Source organism: Nocardiopsis deserti (assembly GCF_008638355.1).
GTDB classification, from domain to species: Bacteria; Actinomycetota; Actinomycetes; order Streptosporangiales; family Streptosporangiaceae; genus Nocardiopsis; species Nocardiopsis alborubida.
This window is the reverse complement of sequence record NZ_ML703348.1, coordinates 165925-187753: the sequence shown is the minus strand read 5'-3', so window position 1 is coordinate 187753 and position 21829 is coordinate 165925. Positions and strand designations below refer to the sequence as shown.

Annotated in this window: 20 protein-coding genes; 11 read left to right on the top strand and 9 right to left on the bottom strand. The window is 72.0% G+C overall.

All coding sequences use genetic code 11. From position 1 onward, the window contains the following. Positions 1–50: 50 nt before the first annotated feature. Positions 51–1025 (top strand): L-histidine N(alpha)-methyltransferase, encoded by a 975-nt coding sequence (gene egtD / locus FYW99_RS03670; protein WP_150250236.1) that lies wholly within the window; start codon positions 51–53, stop codon positions 1023–1025. A 159-nt stretch (positions 1026–1184) separates the two neighbouring features. Continuing rightward, the gene (gene dapB, locus FYW99_RS03665; protein WP_150250234.1) at positions 1185–1928 is read left to right on the top strand and encodes a 4-hydroxy-tetrahydrodipicolinate reductase; all 744 of its coding nucleotides are present in this window, start codon (positions 1185–1187) and stop codon (positions 1926–1928) included. A 117-nt stretch (positions 1929–2045) separates the two neighbouring features. On the opposite strand, the gene FYW99_RS03660 is transcribed toward dapB, so the two are convergent. The 4 genes from FYW99_RS03660 to FYW99_RS03645 form a co-directional block, all read right to left on the bottom strand. Next, positions 2046–2729: a class I SAM-dependent DNA methyltransferase gene (locus tag FYW99_RS03660; protein WP_150250232.1), complete on the bottom strand. Its 684-nt coding sequence runs from the start codon at positions 2727–2729 to the stop codon at positions 2046–2048. 52 nt (positions 2730–2781) lie between these two features. Further along, a complete protein-coding gene (locus FYW99_RS03655) occupies positions 2782–3129 on the bottom strand; it encodes a hypothetical protein (protein ID WP_150250230.1) in 348 nt (115 codons plus the stop codon). Between the two features lie 117 nt (positions 3130–3246). Continuing rightward, positions 3247–4119: a 1,4-dihydroxy-2-naphthoate polyprenyltransferase gene (locus FYW99_RS03650; protein ID WP_150250228.1), complete on the bottom strand. Its 873-nt coding sequence runs from the start codon at positions 4117–4119 to the stop codon at positions 3247–3249. Between the two features lie 172 nt (positions 4120–4291). Then, on the bottom strand, positions 4292–4846 hold the full coding sequence (locus FYW99_RS03645; protein WP_150250226.1) for a GNAT family N-acetyltransferase: 555 nt from the start codon (positions 4844–4846) through the stop codon (positions 4292–4294). Between the two features lie 95 nt (positions 4847–4941). On the opposite strand from FYW99_RS03645, the gene FYW99_RS03640 reads away from it, so the two are divergent. From FYW99_RS03640 to FYW99_RS03600, 9 genes are all read left to right on the top strand, one after another. Continuing rightward, complete coding sequence (locus FYW99_RS03640; RefSeq protein ID WP_150250224.1) at positions 4942–5322, top strand: phage holin family protein; 381 nt, start codon at positions 4942–4944, stop codon at positions 5320–5322. A 351-nt stretch (positions 5323–5673) separates the two neighbouring features. After that, complete coding sequence (gene dapA, locus FYW99_RS03635; RefSeq protein WP_150250222.1) at positions 5674–6645, top strand: 4-hydroxy-tetrahydrodipicolinate synthase; 972 nt, start codon at positions 5674–5676, stop codon at positions 6643–6645. Then, positions 6642–8327: a ribonuclease J gene (locus FYW99_RS03630; RefSeq protein WP_150250220.1), complete on the top strand. Its 1686-nt coding sequence runs from the start codon at positions 6642–6644 to the stop codon at positions 8325–8327. Before dapA ends, FYW99_RS03630 begins: the two co-directional genes overlap by 4 nt. Positions 8328–8567: 240 nt before the next feature. After that, complete coding sequence (locus FYW99_RS03625; protein ID WP_150250218.1) at positions 8568–11084, top strand: DNA translocase FtsK; 2517 nt, start codon at positions 8568–8570, stop codon at positions 11082–11084. Positions 11085–11331: 247 nt separating this feature from the next. Then, a complete protein-coding gene (locus FYW99_RS03620) occupies positions 11332–12486 on the top strand; it encodes a helix-turn-helix domain-containing protein (RefSeq protein WP_190394538.1) in 1155 nt (384 codons plus the stop codon). Between the two features lie 177 nt (positions 12487–12663). Beyond that, positions 12664–14106: a 30S ribosomal protein S12 methylthiotransferase RimO gene (rimO, locus tag FYW99_RS03615; protein WP_150250216.1), complete on the top strand. Its 1443-nt coding sequence runs from the start codon at positions 12664–12666 to the stop codon at positions 14104–14106. After that, a complete protein-coding gene (gene pgsA, locus FYW99_RS03610; protein ID WP_150250215.1) occupies positions 14103–14708 on the top strand; it encodes a CDP-diacylglycerol--glycerol-3-phosphate 3-phosphatidyltransferase in 606 nt (201 codons plus the stop codon). Before rimO ends, pgsA begins: the two co-directional genes overlap by 4 nt. Beyond that, the gene (locus FYW99_RS03605; RefSeq protein WP_150250213.1) at positions 14705–15253 is read left to right on the top strand and encodes a CinA family protein; all 549 of its coding nucleotides are present in this window, start codon (positions 14705–14707) and stop codon (positions 15251–15253) included. Before pgsA ends, FYW99_RS03605 begins: the two co-directional genes overlap by 4 nt. A 159-nt stretch (positions 15254–15412) precedes the next feature. Beyond that, positions 15413–15769 carry a helix-turn-helix domain-containing protein gene (locus FYW99_RS03600; protein WP_013151706.1) on the top strand — a complete coding sequence of 119 codons (357 nt, stop codon included), beginning with the start codon at positions 15413–15415 and terminating at the stop codon, positions 15767–15769. A 105-nt stretch (positions 15770–15874) separates the two neighbouring features. On the opposite strand, the gene FYW99_RS03595 is transcribed toward FYW99_RS03600, so the two are convergent. The 5 genes from FYW99_RS03595 to FYW99_RS03575 all read right to left on the bottom strand — a co-directional run bounded on the left by FYW99_RS03595 (position 15875) and on the right by FYW99_RS03575 (position 21705). After that, positions 15875–16339: an RrF2 family transcriptional regulator gene (locus FYW99_RS03595; RefSeq protein ID WP_150250210.1), complete on the bottom strand. Its 465-nt coding sequence runs from the start codon at positions 16337–16339 to the stop codon at positions 15875–15877. Between the two features lie 238 nt (positions 16340–16577). Beyond that, positions 16578–18050, bottom strand: coding sequence for a glycoside hydrolase family 3 protein (locus FYW99_RS03590; protein WP_150250209.1), 1473 nt, complete (start codon positions 18048–18050; stop codon positions 16578–16580). A 148-nt stretch (positions 18051–18198) separates the two neighbouring features. Further along, positions 18199–19167 carry a carbohydrate ABC transporter permease gene (locus tag FYW99_RS03585; RefSeq protein WP_150250207.1) on the bottom strand — a complete coding sequence of 323 codons (969 nt, stop codon included), beginning with the start codon at positions 19165–19167 and terminating at the stop codon, positions 18199–18201. After that, complete coding sequence (locus tag FYW99_RS03580) at positions 19164–20156, bottom strand: carbohydrate ABC transporter permease (protein WP_150250205.1); 993 nt, start codon at positions 20154–20156, stop codon at positions 19164–19166. Before FYW99_RS03580 ends, FYW99_RS03585 begins: the two co-directional genes overlap by 4 nt. 271 nt (positions 20157–20427) lie before the next feature. Beyond that, on the bottom strand, positions 20428–21705 hold the full coding sequence (locus FYW99_RS03575; protein ID WP_150250203.1) for an extracellular solute-binding protein: 1278 nt from the start codon (positions 21703–21705) through the stop codon (positions 20428–20430). Positions 21706–21829: the final 124 nt, after the last annotated feature.

The window sequence follows — 21829 nt, the reverse complement described above, 5'->3', positions numbered from 1 at the left end:
TTTCCGACACCACCTGTCCCGGGTACATCTTCGGGGACACAGGAGGCACCATGTTCCGGATTGACCGAAACCTGACCGCGGACGACCTCGACAAGGCGCTGCGCACCGACGTCGCCGAGGGGCTGACCGCGAGGCCCAAGCGGCTCCCGCCCAAGTGGTTCTACGACGAACGCGGCAGCTCCCTCTTCGAGGAGATCACCGCCCTGCCCGAGTACTACCCCACCCGCGCCGAACGCGCGATCCTGGAGCTGCGGGCCGACGAGATCGCCGCCGCGGCCGGTGCCGAGGCGCTCATCGAGCTCGGCTCCGGATCGGGGGTCAAGACCCGTCTGCTCCTGGACGCGATGCGCCGCCAGGGCCGTCTGACCCGCTTCGTGCCCGTCGACGTCAGCGGTGACTTCCTCGACTCCTCCGCCCGCCGCGTGGCCGACGACCATCCCGGTCTGGACGTGCACGCCGTCGTCGGCGACTTCGAGGAGCACCTCGGACTGCTGCCGGTCAGCGGGGAGGGCGGGCGCCAGCTGCTGGCCGTCCTGGGCTCCACCATCGGCAACCAGGAGCCGGGGCCGCGCGCCGCCTTCCTGCGCGCCGTCCGCGCCGTCCTGCGCCCCGGGGACTCGCTGCTGCTGGGCGCCGACCTGGTCAAGGACCCCGCCCGCCTGGTTGCCGCCTACGACGACTCCCAGGGGGTCACCGCGGCCTTCAACCGCAACGTCCTCGCCGTCATCAACCACCGGCTCGGCGCCGACTTCGACCCGGGCGCCTTCGACCACGTGGCGCGCTGGAACGCCGAGCGGGAGTGGGTCGAGATGCGGCTGCGCTCCCGGGCCGGCCAGCGCGTGCGGGTCGCCGGCCTGGACCTGGAGGTCGAGTTCGCGTCCGGGGAGGAGATGCGCACCGAGGTCTCCGCCAAGTTCCGCAGGGAGGGGCTGACCGCGGAGCTGGATGCGGCGGGGTTCGCCCTCACCCACTGGTGGACCGACCCGGCGGGGGACTTCGCGCTCACCCTGGCCGACGTCCGCTGACACCGCAGGACCCGGCCCCCGGCCACCGGTGGCGCGGCTCACCGGCTGACCGGCGGCGCGGCCCGCCTCCGCCCGCTGGCGAGGGCGGCCCGGCCCGTCCGCCCACGTCGCGGGCCGGGCCGCGACGACCCGCGTCCCGGGCTCCGGTACGCTCGTGCCGTGTTCAAGGTAGGAGTTTTCGGCGCCGACGGGCGCATGGGGTCAGAGGTCGTCCGAGCGGTGCAGGGCGCCGACGACATGGAACTCGTCGCGGGGGTGGACGCCGCCAGCGACAGGGACGCGGTACTGGGGGCCGACTGCGTCGTCGACTTCACCCACCCCGACGCGGTGATGGACAACCTGGAGTGGCTCATCGGCCACGGGATCCACGCCGTCGTCGGCACCAGCGGGTTCGACGAGGCCAGACTGGAGCGCGTGCGCCGGATGCAGGAGGCGAAGCCGGGGGCCAAGGTCCTCATCGCCCCCAACTTCGGCATCGCCGCCGTCCTGATGATGCACTTCGCGCGCAGGGCCGCACCGTACTTCGACTCGACCGAGATCATCGAGCTGCACCACCCGAACAAGGCCGACGCCCCCAGCGGCACCGCCTACCGGACCGCCGAGCTGGTCGCCGAGGCCCGCCGCGAGGCCGGGACCGCGCCGATGCCCGACGCCACCACCTCCGAGATCCCCGGCGCCCGGGGAGCCGACGTGGAGGGCGTGCGGGTGCACGCGCTGCGCATCGCCGGGCTCATCGCCCACCAGGAGGTCGTGCTCGGCACCGACGGGGAGACCCTCAAGATCCGGCACGACTCGATGAACCGCACCTCGTTCATGCCGGGCGTGCTGCTGGGCGTGCGCGGGGTGGGCGGCCTCTCCGACCCCCTCACCGTGGGCCTGGACACCCTCCTCGACCTGGACTAGCGGGCCGACCGGAACCGTTGCCGGTGTGGTGCACGGGGCCTGACCCGTGGTGCCGACGGGGGCGCTTGCCGGTCACCGCACGGGGCCGCGCCGGGGAAGGCGCGGCCCCGTCCCGTTTCACGCGCCGCGGCGGCAGGTGAGGAACAGCTGGACCTCGGGCCGGGCGCCCTCGGGCTCGTAGGAGACGACCCGCTCGTCCTCCACGACCAGCCCGGCCCCCTCCACCACCCGGCGCAGCTCCCTGTTCGGGTAGCCCGACACCCGGATGTCCGTGCCCAGGAACGGGATCGGGGCGTCGTCCAGGTCGGCCTCCACCATGGACAGGCACAGCAGGCCGCCCGGGACCAGGGAGGCGCGGACGCGGCTCAGCGCCTCGGGGATGCGGGCCCTGGGCAGGCACAGCAGGGAGAAGAACGCCACGATGGCGTCGTAGGAGGACTCCGCGGGGTCCAGGTCGAGGATGTCGGCCCGGACGAACGTCGCCTCCGGCACGTTGCGGCGGGCGATCTCGACCATCCGCCCGGAGATCTCGTAGCCGGTGACCCGTGCCCCCGCCGCCACGAGCTGCCGGGCGGTGGGCACGCCCGTACCCGAGCCCAGGTCGAGCACGTGCGCGCCGGGCGGCAGCAGGTCCAGCAGCCGGCGCACCCGGTCCTCCTGGCCCTCCTTGCGGGGGAAGGCCTCGTCGTAGCGTTCTCCGATCGCGTCGAACGCCGCGGCCTGGAGGGCCGAGCGCCGTGCCCACTCCTCCGGGTCCGGAAGGTGGTCGAGGGGGTCGGGGGCGGTGTTCTCGCTTGGCACGGTGTCGTCTCTCCCTGCCGGGTCGTACGCGCGTGTCTGGGGTGCGCGCATCCTAACTCCTCCCCGCCGGACCGGGGCACAACGCGGCCTCCCGGCGTTCGGCGCGTCGTCTCAGCGTGCGTCCGCCACCGGCAGGTCCAGGCCCTCCAGGGGCGCCTCCGGCTCCTCCAGGGGCGCCTCCGGGTCCAGGACGGGGGGCGGCGGCCACCGGGGCGTCGTTGACCGCGGGGACGACCAGCTCGACCGTCGACCCGCCGCCGACCAGCTCGCGCACGCTCACGGCCAGCTCGGTGCTCCCGCGCCGCACGGTCACCTCGTCGCGAGCCCCGGGAGCCTCGGCCGGGTTGCCTCCGGAGCAGGCGGTCGCGATCAGCGTCAGCGCCGCGGCGATGAGCGCCACGGCGGTCGTGCGGGGGCCGCCATGCCCCGGAAGGCTGGGACCCGTGGGTCTCCCGGCGGTCACGGGCGCGTCCGGGCCCGCTCACGAAGGGTTCGCCGGCCGCGGGCGGTCACCGCCTCACCCCAGGAGCAGGCCGACCGAGAACAGCACGCCGAACGCCATCTGGAGCCTTCCCGTCTCGCCCAGGCCCAGCACCAGGTCGCGGCCGGTCTGGCCGCCCAGCACGCGCCGCAGCGGCGGCACCGCCAGCGGCACCGACACCAGCACCAGCGGCGTCCACCAGAACACCGGGGTCAGCACCAGCGCCGCCGCGTAGGAGAGCGCGATCGCGCCCCCGTACAGGCGGCGGGTGCCGGTGTCGCCCAGCCGCACGGCCAGCGTGACCTTGCCGGTCTCGCGGTCGGTCGGGATGTCGCGCAGGTTGTTGATCACCAGGACCGAGCAGGAGAGCAGGCCCACCGGGACCGACGCCACCCAGGCCTGCCACGGCGCGGAGCCCAGCTGCACGAACACCGTGCCCACCACGGCCACGAGGCCGAAGAACACGAATACCGAGACCTCGCCCAGGCCCCGGTACCCGTACGGGCTGCGACCCCCCGTGTAGTACCAGGCCGCAGCGATCGCCAGGGCGCCCACCAGCAGCAGCCACCACGAGGACGTGGCCGCCAGCACCAGGCCCACCGCCCCCGCGAACGCGAAGCTGCCCAGGGCCGCCGCCAGCACCTGCCGCGGGGCGGCCAGACCGGTCGCGGTCAGCCGGGTCGGCCCGGTCCGCGCCTCGGTGTCAGTGCCCTTGACGCCGTCGCTGTAGTCGTTGGCGAAGTTCACGCCGACCTGGAGCGCCATGGACACCACCAGGGCCAGCAGCGCCTTCCACCAGACGAACCCGTCCAGGGCGAAGGCCAGGGCCGTGCCGACCGCCACCGGAACGACCGAATTCGGAAGCGTACGGGGGCGCAGCCCCGAGACCCATTCACTGACCGTGGCCACGCTCCGGCCCTCCCCGCTCACCACCGGCGCGCCCGTGCGCGCCGCGACAACCACCCCACGTTAGACCCTGTCAGCGGCGCTCCCGCCCGCGCCCCGGCGGGGGGAGCGTTCGCGCCCCGGTGAGGGAGCGTCCGCGGCCCGGACCCGCCCGCGCCCCGGCCCCTCCCCGCACCTACTGGGAGATCGCCGCGTGCAGGCGCACCATCGGCAGCAGCCGCCCCATGTCGATCTCGCGGCGGGCGCCGTCCGCGCGCCACCCTGAGGCCTCGAAGAACGCCCGCAGCGCGTTGTCGGCCTCGGGCACCCACACGTGCAGGGTGCCGAAACCGTCATCGACCAGGTGGTCCACGCAGGCGTTCACCAGGCGGCTGCCGTGCCCCTGACGCGCCCGGGCGGGGTCCACGTGCAGGGCGAACACCTCCGCGTCCGTGGCGGGCCACAGGTCCGGGTCCCCGGCGGGGCCGAACGCGGCGAAGCCCACGACCGTGCGCGTCCCCTCCACCTCGTCGGTGGCCACCACCAGCCGGTGCCGGGAGGTCGGCGGCGACTCCAGGGCCGCCGTCCACTGCTCGCGGAACCGCTCCCGGGCCTCCTCACCGCCCAGCGCCCCCGACACCTCGTCGGGCAGCAGCGCCCCGTACACCGCCCGCCACGACGCCACCTGGATGTCGACCACCGCTTCCACGTCGGCGGTACGGGCGGGGCGGACGAACCGGGCACTGGACACGGAGGACTCTCCTTCGGGGTGGGCGACACGCCTGGTGACAAGATCACCTACGCCGGAGTTTCCGGACCTTGCCACAGCATGGGAACATCTACGTTGTGAGCCTCATTATCAGAGTTATCGTGAACGCGCTCGCCCTTTGGGCGGCTGTCCTCCTGATCGACGGCATCGAAGTCACCGCGCAGGACACGGTCGGCCAGATCCTGGTCTACCTCGCCGTCGGCGCCATCTTCGGTGTGGTCAACGCGGTGATCAAACCGATCGTCAAAACGGTCGGATGCCTGTTCTACGCTCTGACCCTGGGGCTGATCGGCCTCCTGGTGAACGCGCTGCTGCTCCTGCTCACCAACTGGATCGCGGGCCTGTTCGACCTGCCCTTCCAGATCGACGGGTTCTGGCCCGCCTTCTGGGGCGCGATCGTCGTCACCATCGTCAGCTGGCTGCTCAGCATGTTCCTGCCCGACGGCAACGACGACTAGCCTCTTTTTGCGGACCCCGTCCGCCCTGAACTGCGGGCGGCCCCCGGGCCCGGCCGGATGGCACGGGCCCGGGACGGGTAGGTTCGTCTTGCCGGGGACCACCAACCTCGACCCACGAGGACGGTGGACCGGACGGGGCCCGGCCCCGCGCCCCCGCCACGGGGGCACCACAGATCTTTCCCGCGACCGTCGCGCATCCGCCGGTCGCGGTGGCGCACACGCAGCGCCGACCACCCGTGCCCGAGGCATCCGCACGGGAGACCACAACTGTTTCGGAGTACACCGAGAGGAGGAGGGGCAACCACGGACCCCACCGCCCGCGGGCGGCGGTCCGCACGCCTTTCACACACGATGATGGACACCAAGAACCGCCCGTTCGGCAAGATGTTGACCGCGATGGTCACTCCGATGCTGGAGGACGGGGAACTCGACTACGAGGGCGCGGCCCGACTGGCCACCTACCTCGTCGACGAGCAGCACAACGACGGCCTCGTCATCAGCGGCACCACCGGCGAGTCGCCCACCACCAGCGACGACGAGAAGGACCGGCTGCTCCGGTCCGTCCTGGAGGCGGTCGGCGACCGCGCCACGATCGTGGCCGGGGTCGGCACCAACGACACCCGCCACAGCATCCGGCTGGCCAAGGCGGCCGAGAAGGCGGGGGCGCACGGTCTGCTGACCGTCACCCCGTACTACAACAAGCCGCCGCAGGAAGGCCTCATCCGGCACTTCACGTCGATCGCCGACTCCACCGAGCTGCCGGTGATGCTCTACGACATCCCGCACCGCACCGGGACGCCGATCGCCTCCGAGACCCTGGTCCGCCTGGCCGAGCACCCGCGCATCGTCGCCAACAAGGACGCCAAGGACAACGTCGGCGCCAGCTCCTGGGTCATGGAGCGCACCGACCTGGCCTTCTACTGCGGCACCGACATCCTCAACCTGCCGCTGCTGTCCGTCGGCGCGGCCGGGTTCGTCAGCGTCGTCGGCCACATCGTGGGCGCCGACCTGCGCGACATGATCGACGCCTTCGAGAAGGGCGAGGTCGGTCAGGCCCTGGCCATCCACCGCCGTCTCACGCCGGTCTACACGGGCATGTTCCGCACCCAGGGCGTCATCACGACCAAGGCCGTCCTCAACCTGTTCGGCCTGCCCTCCGGGCCGGTCCGCACCCCGCTCGCCGACGCCTCCGCCGAACTCCAGGCACTCCTGCGCGAGGACCTGGCCGCCGCGGGTGTCAAGGGCCCGATCGGGCTCGCCCCGCACCAGGCCGTCCCCGCCAGCGCCGTCGCCGTCGAGCGCCTCACGGAGGGATCCGTATGAGCCACCCGCACCCCGAACTGACCTCGCCGCCGCCCCTGGGCAAGGGCGTGCTGCGCATCGTCCCGCTGGGCGGCCTCGGTGAGATCGGCCGCAACATGACGGTCTTCGAGTACGAGGGGCGCCTGCTCATCGTGGACTGCGGCGTGCTCTTCCCCGAGGAGGAGCAGCCCGGCGTCGACCTGATCCTGCCGGACTTCGAGTACATCCGGGACCGGCTCGACGACATCGAGGCGGTCGTGCTCACCCACGGGCACGAGGACCACATCGGCGGCGTGCCGTTCCTGCTGCGCGAGCGGGCCGACATCCCGATCGTGGGCTCCAAGCTCACCCTGGCGCTGATCACCGCCAAGCTCGGCGAGCACCGCATCAAGCCGGAGACCGTCCTGGTGGAGGAGGGCGAGCGGCACGAGTTCGGCCCCTTCGACCTGGAGTTCTTCGCGGTCAACCACTCCATCCCGGACGCGCTGGCCGTGGGCATCCGCACCCCGGGCGGGTCGGTGCTGCACACCGGTGACTTCAAGATGGACCAGCTGCCGCTGGACGGGCGCCTGACCGACCTGGCCGGGTTCGCCCGTTTCGGTGACGAGGGCGTGGACCTGCTGCTGTCGGACTCCACCAACGCCGAGCAGCCCGGCTTCATCATCAACGAGCGCAACCTGACCGAGGCCATCGACAAGGTGTTCCGGCAGTCCGAGAAGCGCGTCGTGGTGGCCTGCTTCGCCTCGCACGTGCACCGCGTCCAGCAGGTCATCGACGCCGCCGTCCAGCACGGGCGCAAGATCGCTTTCGTGGGCCGCTCCATGGTCCGCAACATGAACATCGCTCGCGACCTGGGCTACCTGAGCATCCCCGGTGACACCGTCATCGACGTCAAGCAGCTCGACCAGATGCGCCCGGACGAGGTGCTCCTGGTGTGCACGGGCTCGCAGGGCGAGCCGATGGCCGCGCTCAGCCGCATGGCCAACCGGGACCACCAGATCCGCATCGAGGAGGGCGACACCATCCTGCTCGCCTCGTCGCTGATCCCGGGCAACGAGAACTCCGTCAACCGGGTGATCAACGGCCTGACCCGCTGGGGGGCCAAGGTCGTGCACAAGGGCAACGCCCTGGTGCACGTCTCCGGCCACGCGCCCGCGGGCGAGCTGATGTACGTGCTCAACATGGTGCGTCCGCGCAACTTCATGCCCGTGCACGGCGAGTGGCGGCACATGCGCGCCCACGCCGACCTCGCCAAGCTGACCGGTGTCCCGAACGACCGGATCGTCATCGCCGAGGACGGCGTGGTCGTCGACCTGCACAAGAACCGGGCCAGGATCGTCGGCGCGGTGCAGGCCGGGTACGTCTACGTGGACGGTTCCTCGGTCGGCGACGTCACCGACGCCGCGCTCAAGGACCGCCGGGTCCTCGGCGAGGAGGGGTTCATCTCCGTGGTCGTGGCGGTGGACTCCGGCTCCGGCAAGATCCTGGGCGATCCCGAGATCCACACGCGGGGCGCTGGCATCGGAGCCGACGCCTACGACGACGTCATCGACCGGATCCAGGACGCGCTGGACAAGGCGGCCCGGGACGGGGTCAACGACCCCCACCAGCTGCGCCAGCTCATCCGGCGCAGCGCCGGCCGCTGGGTCAACGAGACCTACCGGCGGCGGCCCATGATCATCCCCGTCCTGGTCGAGGTCTGACCGGACAGCCGACGACGAACGGCCCGACGCTGCCCCGCGGCGCGTACGGGCCGTTCGCGTTTCCGGGGCTGTTCGCGTTTCCGGGAGCGGGACCAGCGGTGGGGCGGGGCGCACAGCGGCGTTCGGGCGACACGCCGCGCCGGATACGGGCGCCGGGGGTGGACGCCGCAGTAGGCTGCCCGCCGTGGCGGGCCGTCCTGCCCGACCGTCAGCACGACCCCGTCCCCTGGAGGTGACCCCATGGCCACGCGCGCCTCCTCCGGCGGTTCCGGACGCAAGAAGCCCGCCGCGCGCAAGCCCGCGGCGAAGAAGCGCATGCCCGACGGACCCATCGCCTTCGCCGTCACCATGTTCGGCCAGTTCCTGCTGGTGCTGTGGAAGCTCGTCGCGCACACCGTCGGCGGCTCCGCCCGCGCGGTCGGCCGCGGCGCGCGCGGCCTCGACCCCGACCTGCGCCGCGACGGGGCCGGGTTGGTCCTGCTGGCCGCGGGCGTCCTCATCGCCGCCGCCGTGTGGTGGAACAGCGACGGGCTGCTCCTGGAGTACACCCGCGCGGTCGTGGTCGGCGCCTTCGGCACGTTCTCGCCGATCCTGCCGCTGCTGTTCCTGCCGATCGCGGTCAGGCTCATGCGGACCCCAGGTGACAGCAAGGAGGGCGACGCCGGGCGGCTGCTCATCGGCTTCAGCTCGATCATGCTGGGCCTGCTCGGCCTCATCCACATCGCCCACGGCATCCCGCAGCCCTCCGAGGGGCTGGGCACACTCCAGGAGGCCGGCGGGCTCATCGGCTTCGTCGCCTCGGGGCCGCTCAGCGCCGTCGTCACCCCGTGGCTGACCGGTGTCCTGCTGGCCCTGGTGCTGGTCTTCGGGATCCTCGTGGTCACCGCCACCCCCATCCGGCGCATCCCCGAACGCCTCCAGGCCCTGTTCGGCGCGCTCATGGAGCGCGACACCGGCCCCGACTCGGGCATCGGCCTGCTGGGCGCGGAGAAGAAGAAGCCCGCCAAGCCGCGAAAGAGCGGGCCCAAGAAGGGGACGGGCACGGTCGCGGGCGACCACGAGCGCCCCTACGACAGCCCGGTGCTGCCCGACGAGCCCGTCGCCCCCGCCCTCACCGACGAGGAGGAGGCCGCGCGGACCGGTGCCGGGGCCCCGGCACCGGTTACGGCCGCGGCCGAGGAGGAGACCGGGCCCAGGGGAAGGAAGGCCGCCCGCGCCAGGCGGGAGGTCCCCGACCCCACTCCGGCCCCCGCCACCACCGAGCAGCTCACCATCCCCTCCCGCGTGGTGGAGGGCGACTACGAGCTGCCCGCGCCGACCATGCTCAAGCCCGGCAGCCCGGTCAAGCCGCGCACCAAGGCCAACGACGAGGTCGTCGACGCCCTGTCGGGGGTGCTCACCCAGTTCAACATCGACGCCGACGTCACCGGCTTCACCCGCGGGCCGACGGTGACCCGCTACGAGATCGAACTGGGTCCCGCGGTCAAGGTCGAGAAGGTCACCGCCCTGGCCAAGAACATCTCCCTGGTGGTCAAGAGCGCGGACGTGCGCATCCAGTCGCCCATCCCCGGCAAGTCCGCGATCGGCGTGGAGATCCCCAACACCGACAAGGACCTGGTGAGCCTGGGCGACGTGCTGCGCTCGCCCGCCGCGACCTCCGACGACCACCCCATGCTCGTGGGCCTGGGCAAGGACGTCGAGGGCTCCAACGTGGTCGCGAACCTGGCCAAGATGCCGCACGTCCTGGTCGCCGGCGCCACCGGCGCGGGCAAGTCCACCTGCATCAACGGGCTCATCACCTCGCTGATGATGCGCGCCACCCCCGACGAGGTGCGGATGATCCTGGTCGACCCCAAGCGGGTCGAGCTGACCATGTACGAGGGCATCCCGCACCTGATCACCCCCATCATCACCAACCCCAAGCGGGCCGCCGAGGCCCTCCAGTGGGTGGTGGGGGAGATGGACCGGCGCTACGACGACCTGGCCGCCTCCGGGTACCGGCACGTGGACGACTTCAACGCCGCCGTGCGCACGGGGGAGCTGACCGCCCCGCCCGGCAGCGAGCGCCAGTACGAGCCCTACCCCTACCTGCTGGTCATCGTGGACGAGCTGGCCGACCTGATGATGGTCGCCCCCCGCGACGTGGAGGACGCCGTCGTGCGCATCACCCAGCTGGCCCGCGCCGCCGGTATCCACCTGGTGCTGGCCACCCAGCGGCCCAGCGTCGACGTCGTCACCGGCCTGATCAAGGCCAACGTGCCCTCCCGCCTGGCCTTCGCCACCTCCAGCCTCTCCGACAGCCGCGTCATCCTCGACCAGCCAGGCGCCGAGAAGCTGGTCGGCAAGGGCGACGCGCTCTTCCTCCCGATGGGCGCGGGCAAGCCCATCCGCCTCCAGAACGCCTGGGTGTCGGAGAAGGAGATCCGGGCGATCGTCGACCACTGCAAGAAGCAGTCCGAGCCCAGCTACCGCGAGGACGTGGCGGCCCCCGACACCAAGAAGAAGGAGATCGACGAGGACATCGGCGACGACCTCGACCTGCTCCTCCAGGCCGTCGAGCTGGTGGTCACCACCCAGTTCGGGTCCACGTCCATGCTCCAGCGCAAGCTGCGCGTGGGCTTCGCCAAGGCGGGCCGCCTGATGGACCTCATGGAGAGCCGCGACGTGGTCGGCCCCAGCGAGGGCTCCAAGGCCCGCGACGTGCTCGTCCAGCCCGACGAGCTGCCCGCCGTGCTGGCCGACATCCGGGGTTCCTGATCCGCGCCGCCGCGTCCGGGCGGCGGCGTCCGGGCGGCGGCGTCCGGGCGCCGACCCGCACCCGGGAAGCCGGGCTTCCTGCCCGGTGTTACGGCCTTTCCCGAAACTCCACTGGCATCCCTTAAAAACTGGCATGCCCGATTTGGTGGGATCTTGGAGGCTTCATGGGGCGTGGTGACCTGCGCGAAAGCGCCCCGGGCGGCAGAGTGGTCTCTTGCAGCTACACACAGTCGCGGGGGGAGTGCGCATGGCGACGATCGGTCAGACCCTGTCCGCCGCCCGGGTCGCGGCGGGGTACACGGTCGCGGACCTCAGCATCCGTACACGTATCCGGGAACCCGTCCTCACGGCCATCGAACAGGAGGACTTCCTCTCCTGCGGTGGGGACTTCTACGCACGCGGCCACATCCGCCGCGTCTGCCGCACGCTCGGCCTGGACCCGGCGCCGCTCCTGGCCGAGTACGACCGCGAGCACGCGTCCCGCGCCATACCCGCCTTCGTCCCGCCGCAGCGCCACCCGGCGTCCGTGCCCGAGGCGGCGCGGGCGGCCGCCGCCGCGCGCGCCGAGCTCCGCCCCGGGGAGGACGGGGAGGCGGTGATGGCCCACCGCTTCGGCGAGGACGACTCCGGTGTCGGCGCCCAGCGCTGGGGCCACTTCGAGCGCAGGCAGTTCCTGACCCGCCAGCCCGACGAGGAGCACCGGGAACACCAGGAGCCCCGCAGGCCGCGGCGGGCCGGGTGGATCCCCGGCCCCCGCCAGAGCGCCGAGGGGCGCCGCCCCCGTGTTCGGGCGCCCGCAGCCCGGGCCCCCCAGGCCGGCCCCCCGCGGGGCGGCCCCGCCGAGGGCAGGCGCCGGGGCAACAGGCACCAGGGCGGCAGGCACCAGGCCGGCAGGCACGGCGGGGGAGCCCCCGTCGCCCGCCCCGTGGTCGTCGCCGACCGCCGCCGGCCCGTCGACGCGGTCCGCCGCCACTGGCCCTGGGCCGTGGTCGGGGCCATCTTCCTCCTGGCGCTCTTCGTCGGGATCCGCACCTGGCAGGACTGGGACGCGGGCAACCCGCTGCGCTCGGCCTTCGACTCCTCCACCACCGAGAGGACCGTCGACTCCGCGGTGGGGGCGGAGGAGGCCGCGGCGGCGCAGGAGCCCGTCGAGTTCACCGTCGAACTCAAGGCCTCCGGGCGCAGCTGGGTCGAGGTCACCGGCGCCGAGGGCGAGGACCTCTACGTCGGCTACCTGCTGGAGGGCGACGTCAAGGACTACGTGACCGAGGACATGCTCAACCTGTGGGTCGGCGACGCCGGAGCGGTCAGCGTGACCGTCGACGGCGAGAACTCCGGCCCCCTCGGGCTTCCCGGCGAGGTCAAGGAGATCGTGATCGGCCCGGACGGCGTGCGGCGGTGACCGGGCCGCGCCCCGGCCCGGTTCGTTCCGGGCCGGGGTACGGGCGGGTGAGCCGACCAAGGTAATGTGGGGGGCTGCGGGCGGCGCCAGGCGACGCCGTGTACCGAGCACGGCCGAGCGGCCCGGTCCGGGACGGCCCCCCGCGCCACCCGAAGCTCTCCCACACGCTTGGAAGCCATGTCATCGCGCCGTACTGTCTCACTCGTCACCCTGGGGTGTGCGCGTAACGAGGTCGACTCCGAAGAGCTGGCCGGGCGTCTGTCCGCGGGCGGCTGGGACCTCGTCGAGGGCGACACCGAGGCCGACGTCACCATCGTCAACACCTGCGGGTTCATCGACGCGGCCAAACAGGACTCCATCGAGACCCTCCTGGAAGCGGCGGAGAACGGCGGCAGAGTCGTCGCCGCCGGGTGCATGGCCGAACGCTACGGCTCCGAGCTGGCCCAGGCCCTGCCCGAGGCGCAGGTCATCGGCTTCGACGACTACGCCGCCATCACCGACCGGCTCGACGACGTCGTGGCCGGGAGGACCCTGGTCCCGCACGACCCCCGCGACCGGCGCACGCTGCTGCCCATCAGCCCGGCCGAGCGCGACGCCTCCCAGGCCCACGTCCCCGGCCACGCCAGCTTCGCCGACGCCGCCGGGGCCGAGGGCACCGAGCTGCCCTACCGGGCCTCCGTCCCGCGCCGCCGCCTGGTCGGCGGACCGGTGGCCAACCTCAAGATCGCCTCCGGCTGCGACCGGCGCTGCACCTTCTGCGCCATCCCGACCTTCCGGGGCGCCTACCTCTCCCGCCGCCCCGACGACATCGTGCGCGAGGCCGAGTGGCTGGCCTCCGAGGGCGTGCGCGAGGTGTTCCTGGTCAGCGAGAACTCCACGTCCTACGGCAAGGACCTGGGCGACGTGCGCGCCCTGGAGAAGCTCCTGCCCCGCCTGGCCGCCGTCGAGGGCCTGGAGCGGGTCCGGGTCAGCTACCTCCAGCCCGCCGAGGTCCGCCCCGGCCTGGTGGACGTGCTCACCGGAACCCCCGGCGTGGTGCCCTACTTCGACCTGTCCTTCCAGCACGCCAGCGGCACCCTGCTGCGCCGCATGCGCCGCTTCGGCGACCGCGAGCGCTTCCTGGAACTGCTGGACACGGTCCGCGAGCGCGCTCCCGAGGCGGGCTCGCGCTCCAACTTCATCGTGGGCTTCCCCGGCGAGACCGAGGCCGAGTTCGAGGACCTGGTCTCCTTCCTCTCCGAGGCACGGCTGGACGCCATCGGCGTGTTCGGCTACTCCGACGAGGAGGGCACCGAGGCCTTCGACCACGGGGGCAAGCTGCCCGACGAGGTCGTCGCCGAGCGCGTGGACCGGCTCAACCGCCTCTCCGAGGAGCTGATGACCCAGCGCGCCGAGGAGCGGATCGGTTCGGAGGTCACCGTCCTGGTGGAGACGGTGCTGGAGGACGGGGCCTACGAGGGTCGCGCCGAGCACCAGGCCCCCGAGGTGGACGGCAGCACGATCCTCTACGGTGAGGGCCTCGCCGTCGGCGACCTGGTGCGCGCCACCGTCATCCAGTCGGCCGGCGCCGACCTCATCGCGGAGCAGGACGAGACCCACGGGGAAGCCGCGGACAGATGAGCACCCCCGACCCCGCGGCCACCCCCGCCCCCCGCGTCCCGCTGTGGAACATCGCGAACATCCTCACGATGAGCCGCCTGGTCATGGTTCCGCTCTTCGTGTGGTTCATGTTCCTGGACGGCTCATGGTGGCGGTTCGCCGCCTTCTCCGTCTTCGTGCTGGCCGCCATCACCGACCGCGTCGACGGCGAGATCGCCCGCCGGCGCAACCTGGTCACCGACTTCGGCAAGATCGTCGACCCCATCGCCGACAAGGCGCTCACCGGCTCCGCGCTGGTGGTGCTCTCCCTCCAGGGCGACCTGTGGTGGTGGGTGACCATCGCCATCCTGGTCCGCGAGTGGGGCATCACGGCGCTGCGCTTCGCGGTCCTGCGCTACGTGGTCATGCCCGCCAGCCAGGGCGGCAAGCTCAAGACGGTCCTCCAGATCGTCGCGATCAGCGTCTACCTCTTCCCGCTCCAGGTACTGCCCTTCAGCGAGGTCTTCGTCTGGTTCGCGCACATCGTGATGGCCGCCGCGCTGGTGGTCACCCTGTGGACCGGTCTGACCTACGTGTTCGACGCCGTCCGCGCGGTGCGCGCCCGCAAGGGCCGCGCCGAGTGACGGGGGAGCAGGGCCCTCCGGGGCCCGGCCCCGACCCGCGTGCCGGAGCGCTCGCCGCGGCCGGGGCCGCCCACCGGGCCCTGCTCGCCGCCGGAGCCACCTGCGCCACCGCCGAGTCGCTGACCGGCGGCCTCGTCGGCGCCCACCTCACCGCGATCCCCGGCGCCTCGGGCACCTACCGGGGCGGCGTCGTGGCCTACGCCACCGACGCCAAGGACAGCGTCCTGGGTGTGCCAGGGGACCTCCTGGCCGAGCACGGCGCCGTCCACCCCGAGGTGGCCGAGCACATGGCGCTCGGCGTCCGCCGTCTGCTGGGATCGGACTACGGCGTCGCGGTGACCGGCGTGGCCGGACCCGATCCCCAGGACGGCCAGCCCGTCGGCACGGTCTTCGCGGCCGTCGCCACGCCCGACGGTGCCACCCGGGGCCGCCGTTTCCGTTTCACCGGGGACCGTGCGGGTATCCGATACCGCACGGTCGAGGGGGCGCTGCTGCTCCTGGACTCGGCTGTGCGCGGGAGCACGGAGGAAAACACCCGGAGTTAGACTTTCCGGGCTGTTCTTCCTTTCCCCACCCTTGGGAACAAAACCACCCCCGGGCGGGGTTCCCCCTCCAGCGAACAGGACGGCAAGAGGTGCCCGAATCGGGCGTGGGGCAGGTACGGTGGTGTATATGAAGGTCGCTACCGGTGGGAGGGAGCGCGAATGATGGTCCTGCTTCGTCACCTACTTGGTGACGTGCTCAGGCGGCTCCGGCAGCGCCAGGGCCGCACCCTCCGTGAGGTGTCGGCCGATGCACGTGTATCCCTCGGTTACCTGTCGGAGGTCGAGCGGGGGCAGAAGGAAGCCTCTTCCGAACTGCTCTCCTCGATCTGCGGGGCGCTCGGCGTCCCGCTCTCACAGGTACTGAGAGAGGTCTCCGACCAGCTCGCCCTCGCCGAGCTCCAGGAGGCCGCGCTGCTGGGTGACGCGGTCACGACCGACCCCGTCTCCGCCCAGGACCTCGGCATCGACCCGGTACCGGATCGCGTTCCCCAAGTCGCCGACATGGTGGGGGTCTGACCCCTCCTCGGAACTGTCCGTCCATCGTCACCGTGACCACGACGAAGGAGCCGACCATCCGGTCGGCTCCTTCGGTGTTCACGGGACCTTCGCGCGCGGCGGCGGTCAGCGGTGGGTGTGGTTCACCCAGGCCTCGGGGTCCTCGGCCAACGACCGCACCTTCTCGGGCAGCTCGTTGGTCACCAGGTGCTGGAGGTTGACGCCCTCCAGGATCGCGCGCTCGCTGGCGCGCAGGGCGATCCACACCTGCTGGAGGCTGCGGGCCGCGCCGTCGTAGTCGACGTGTTCGGGGCGTTCCCCGCGCACGTTGGCGAGCGGTCCGTCGACCGCGCGGATGATGTCGGCCAGGGAGATCTCCCCCGCCGGACGGGCCAGCCAGTAGCCGCCGACGGGACCGCGCTGGCTGCGTACCAGACCGGCCCGGCGTAGCTGGGTGAGGATGTTCTCGAGGAATTTTCCGGGGATGGCCTGCGCGCGTGCGAGCTGTTCGGCCGTCACCGGCCCCTCGTCGGCGACGGCGAGCTCCGCCGCCGCGCGTAGCGCGTAGTCGACCCGGGCTGAAAGGCGCATGCTGTGATTATGCCGTGTGTAAGTGGGCGAATGGGGCACCGGGCGTCGACGGGAACGCCGACGACCGGGATGCTGCAGGCTAAGGGTACTTCTCCTACCGGGTTGCGGGGACATCGGTGACGTTCCCGCTCCCGGGGGTGTCCCGTCCCAGTATGTCCGCCGCGGTGACGCCCGTCACCGGAACGCGCCGACCCGGACGGTCGCGGACCGGCCGGGTCGGGGAGTCGAGCCAGGGCGCTCAGTTCACGCCGGGGGAGGGGACGCCCACCGGCGCCCCCAGCAGCTCGGCCGCGCTCAGTCCGTTCACGTGCGCGGCGCCGTAGGTGCTCACGTGCGCGCCGCAGTCGGGCCGCCAGATGGGCAGGCCCATCTCCACCACCACGGCGTCGGGGTGCGCGCTGAGCAGGCGGTTGACGAGTGCCTGGGCGGAGGGGTAGCGGTGCGCGTCCCGCACCACCACGACCAGGTCGCGGTCCCGGGCGCTGGCGGCCAGCCGGTCAGCGTGCGCGACGTCGGGGGAGACCCGCTCGGTGCCCGGGAACCAGGGGGACAGGCCCCAGGGGACCTCTCCCACCGCCATGCCGGAGGGAGCGTCCACCTCCACCACGTAGGGGTCCGCCAGCGGCGGCAGGTCGCCGTCCACGCGCACCGCGCGGCGGGCGCCGACCAGGCCCACCCCGTCGGCCGCGGGCACGTCCGAGCGCCGGGTCTGGGCCGTGCGGATCCAGGTGCGCAGCTCGGCGTTGCGCCCGGCGGCCTCCTCCAGGCGCTCCCCGGACAGGCGTCCCTCCCGGACCGCGTCCACCAGCGCGGCGCGGATCAGCTCGACCTGGTCGGCGTAGACGAACCGGCCCAGGCACAGCAGGTCCACCCCGGCGGCCACCGCGCGCACGCAGGCCTCGGGGATGCCGATCCGGCCGCTGACGCCCTGCATGTCCATGGCGTCGCTGACCACGGTGCCGGTGAAGCCCAGCTCGCCGCGGAGCAGGTCGTTGAGGATGCGCGGGGTGAGCGTGGCGGGGCCGTCGCCGCCCAGACCGGGCATCTCGATGTGCGCGGTCAGGATCGACCGGACGCCCGCCTCCACGGCCGCGCGGAACGGCAGGAGCTCGCGGCGGCGCAGCAGGTCGGCGTCGGCCTCCACGCGCGGCAGCACGTGGTGGGAGTCCTGGGAGGTGGCGCCGTGGCCGGGGAAGTGCTTGGCGCACGCGGCCACGCCCGCCTCCTGGAGGCCGAGCACGGCGGCGGCCGCGTGGCGGGCCACCAGTTCGGGGTCGGAGCCGAAGGAGCGGGTGCCGATCACCGGGTTGTCGTCGGCGACGTTGACGTCCACCGAGGGCGCCAGGTCCAGGTTGAAGCCCAGCTCGGCCAGGCGCCCGCCCAGGGAGCGCAGGGTGGCGCGGGTCAGGCCGGGGTCGTCCACCGCGCCCAGAGCCGCGTTGCCGGGGTAGTCGCTGCCCTGCGCCTGGCCGATGCGGGTGACGTCGCCGCCCTCCTCGTCCAGGGAGATCAGCGGGGTGTCGGTGACCCCGGCCAGGGTCGCGTTGAGCGCGGCCACCTGCTCGGGGCCGTCCAGGTTGTTGTGGAACAGACAGACGCCGGAGATCCCGTCCGCCAGACCCTCCAGGACCCAGCGCGGGGCTTGGTAGGACTCGAAGGGCACCAGCAGCGTGGCGTTGGCCAGACGCGCCAGGGTCGGGTCGTACGGCATGACGAACTCCGTTCGGTGAGCGAAGGGGTGCCCGTGGTCGGGCAGACGAAGGGCGGAGAAGCGGGGGGAGGGGGCGAAGGCGGAGGGCGCGCCCGGGGCGGGACCCGCGGTGTCCGTCGCGGGACCCGCCCCGGCGGGAGGGGCGTGGTCAGCCCTTGACCGCGCCCATGGTCAGGCCGGAGACCATGCGCCGCTGGACGAACAGGAAGAAGATCATCACGGGGATGGTCAGCAGGGTGGAGGCGGCCATGATCGGTCCCCACTCGGTGCCGAACCGGCCGAAGTAGTAGGACAGGGTCAGCGGCAGCGTGTAGTTGTCGGTGCTGCGGCCCAGGAACGTCAGCGCGACGATGAACTCGTTCCACGCGGTGATGAAGGCGAAGATGCTCGCCGCGACCAGGCCCGGTGCGACCAGGGGCATCAGGATGCGCCAGAAGACGGTCCAGGCGTTGGCGCCGTCGATGGCCGCGGCCTCCTCCAGCTCCTTGGGCACCGCGGCCACGAAGCCCCGCAGCATCATGATGGTGATCGGCAGGGACACGGCCGTGTACACGATGAGCAGGCCGGACAGGTTGCCGAGCAGCTCCACGCCGCTGATGTCGGACAGCTGGCGGAAGTTGATGAAGATGGAGATGATCATCGCCTCCATCGGCACCATCTGGATCACCAGCAGCAGGATGATGAAGGCGGTGCGCAGCCGGAAGCGGAACCGGGCCACGGCCACGGCGGCCAGCAGCGACAGGAACGCGCCCATGGCCACGGAGGCCACGGTGAGGAACAGGCTGTTGCCCAGGAACTGCCAGAAGTTCACCCCGGGGATCAGCTGGCCGTTGAGCACCCGGTCGAAGTGCTCCAGGGTCGGCGCCACGGGGAAGACCGTCTGCTCGCGGGTGAAGATCTCGCCCACCGGCTTGAAGGCCGTGATGATCATCCAGTACACGGGGAACACCGAGAACAGGAACACCGCGAGGCCGGCCAGGTACAGCGGAAGACGGCGCAGGCGGCGCAGCGGGCCGCGGCGGTGGACGCGCGGCGGGCGGCTCGGGCCGCCGGTCCCGGCGCCCCCGGTGGCGCGCTCGCGGACGGCGCTGGCGGAGGTCTGGTCGATCGCGGTCATCGGGTCTCCCCCTGGCGGATCATGATGCGCAGGTAGTACGCGGTGACGGCGAGGATCATCACGGTCATGACCACCGCGATCGCCGAGCCCATGCCGTAGTTCGCCGGGCTGGCGCTGAAGCCCTGCTGGTAGATGTAGTACGAGAGCAGGTAGACGTCCTTGTTCTGGAAGCTGTTCGCCAGGATGTACAGCTGGGTGAACACGCGCAGGTCCCAGATGATCTGGAGGACCAGCAGCAGGGCGAACAGCGGGCGCAGCATCGGGAACGTGACGTTCCAGAAGGCCTTCCAACCGCCCGCGCCGTCCATCCTCGCGGCCTCGTACAGCTCGTACGGGATGCTCTTGAGCCCGGCGAGCACGGAGACGGCCACGAAGGGGAAGGACTGCCAGACGATCACGGTGATGAGGATCGTGAACAGCGGGAGAGGTTCGAGGAACCAGTTGTACTCCAGCCATCCGCTGCCCACCAGCCAGTCCGGCATCCGGTCCAGCATGACGTTGACCAGGCCCCGCTCCGGCAGGAACAGCCAGCGGAAGACCAGGGAGGCGCTCAGGGCGGGGGTGGCCCAGGCGAGCATCATGCCCAAAGCCACGAACGCCGAGAACCACTTGGGGAGCTTGTTCAGCAGCAGCCCCACGAGGGTGCCCAGCACCATCGTGATGCCGACCATCAGCACGCAGACCACGACCGTGTTGCGCAGGATCCCCCAGAACTCGGGGTCGGTCAGCAGCGCCTGGTAGTGCGCGAAGCCGTTCCAGGTCGGCCCGGGCTGGTTCGGCAGGAGGTTGCGGGTGGTGAAGCTGGTGAGCGAGTACCACACCATCTGCACGATCGGCCACAGCAGCACGACCGCCAGGAGGATCAGGGCCGGGGCGATGAGCAGGTACGGGGTGGGAAGCATGCGGCGGCGCGGAGCGGGCTCGGAGGCGGGGGCCTTCACGGCCTCCTCGCGCTCGCGCGCGGGCGCTGGTTCGACGGTTTGTGCCATGGTCTTCTCAATCGAGGCGTGGGCCGACCGCGGCGGGCGGGGCCTGGGGCCCCGCCCGCGCACAGCTCTACTCAGTGAGGCGGTGCGGACTAGGGCCTGTCTTGTGAACAGGCATCAGCGTGAGGGGTCGTTCGGGCGCCCACGGGGTTCTGGAGGTGGCGGAGGCTGGTTCACGAGGAACGAGTGAACCAGCCGCAGGCACCGAAGGTTCCCGCGTCGAAGGGCGCCCGAACACGGGCCGAAGCGAAGCGGAGGCCCCAGAAAGCACGGACTACTCGACCGGCTCGTTGAGGATCGAGGTCAGCTCCTCGTTGGCCGCCGCCAGGACCTCCTCGGCGTCGCCTCCCTGCACGATCTCCAGGACGGCGCCCGGCAGGATCTTGTTGTCCTGGTCGGCCGCGGTCCAGCGCGGGGTGGTCGGGAAGAACCTGATGTTCTGCATCTGCTCGGCGGCCGCGGCGGTGGCGGGGTCCTGCTGGTACTCCTCGCTCTCCAGCAGGTGCGGGTAGGCCGGGAAGAAGCCCGCGACGTCGGCGTAGCCCTTGCCGCCCTCCTCGTCACCGAGGACGGTGAGCAGCTCGAAGGCCAGGTCCGGGTGCTCGGTGGTGGTGAACACCGTCAGGGCGGAACCACCCGCGAGGGCCGGGGCCATGCCCTCGGCGCCGGGGATGGGCGCGGCGACGATGTGCTCCATGACGGCCGGGTCCGCGGCCTGCTCCTCCATGGAGCCGACCGCCCAGCCGCCGTCGATGTACATGCCCAGCTCGCTGTTGGCCATGTCGGCCAGCGCGATGAGCTCGTTCTGGCCGACGTAGTCCTGCGGCGAGATGCCGTCGGTGGTCAGGCTGGCGTAGAACTCGATGGCCTCGACGGTGGCGGGGTCGGTGAGCTTGCCCTCCCACTCCTCGCCGTTCTGCTCCGCGATCGAGCCGCCGTTGCTCCAGATGAAGCTGGCGATGCCGTTGGTGAAGTCGGTCGGCGCGGCGAATCCGGGGACGTCGTACTCCTCCTCGATGGCCCCGGCCACCTCGACGAGCTCGTCCCAGGTCGTCGGCGGCTCGTGGCCGACCTCCTCCAGCCAGTCCGCGCGGTAGTACAGGGTGCGCACGCCCGAGAACCACGGAACGCCGTACTGCACGCCCTCGTAGACACCGGACTCCAGGGCGTTCTCGTCGATGCCCGCGGCGGCGTCCCAGCCGCTGACCTGCTCGGTGATGTCCATCAGGGCACCCTGCGCGGCCCAGTTCGGGACCTGGTCGTTGCCGACCTCCAGCACGTCGGGGGCGTCGCCGCCGGCGAGGGCGTTGGTGATGGCCTCCTGCGCGTCGGGCCAGGGGATGAACTCGACCTCGACGGAGACGTCCGGGTTGCCCTCCTGGAAGCGAGCCTCGGCGTCCTCGAAGTACTCGACGAGGGGCTCCTGGGAGGTGCCCATGACCCAGACGGTCAGGCTGTCGGCCTCGCCGCCCCCGTCACCGGATTCGGAGCCGCCGCAGGCGGAGGCGAGCAGGACCACGGCCGTGGCCGCGGCGATCTTCGGGAACCTCATCTGTATCTCTTCTCCCTTCGCACGCGCGTCGGGGTGCGACGCCTGTGCTCGAACCGACCTGGGATGATCGTGAGATCACCCGGCGGCTCGACGTCTTGTGGGGGTTGTGCTGGGATAGCACGTT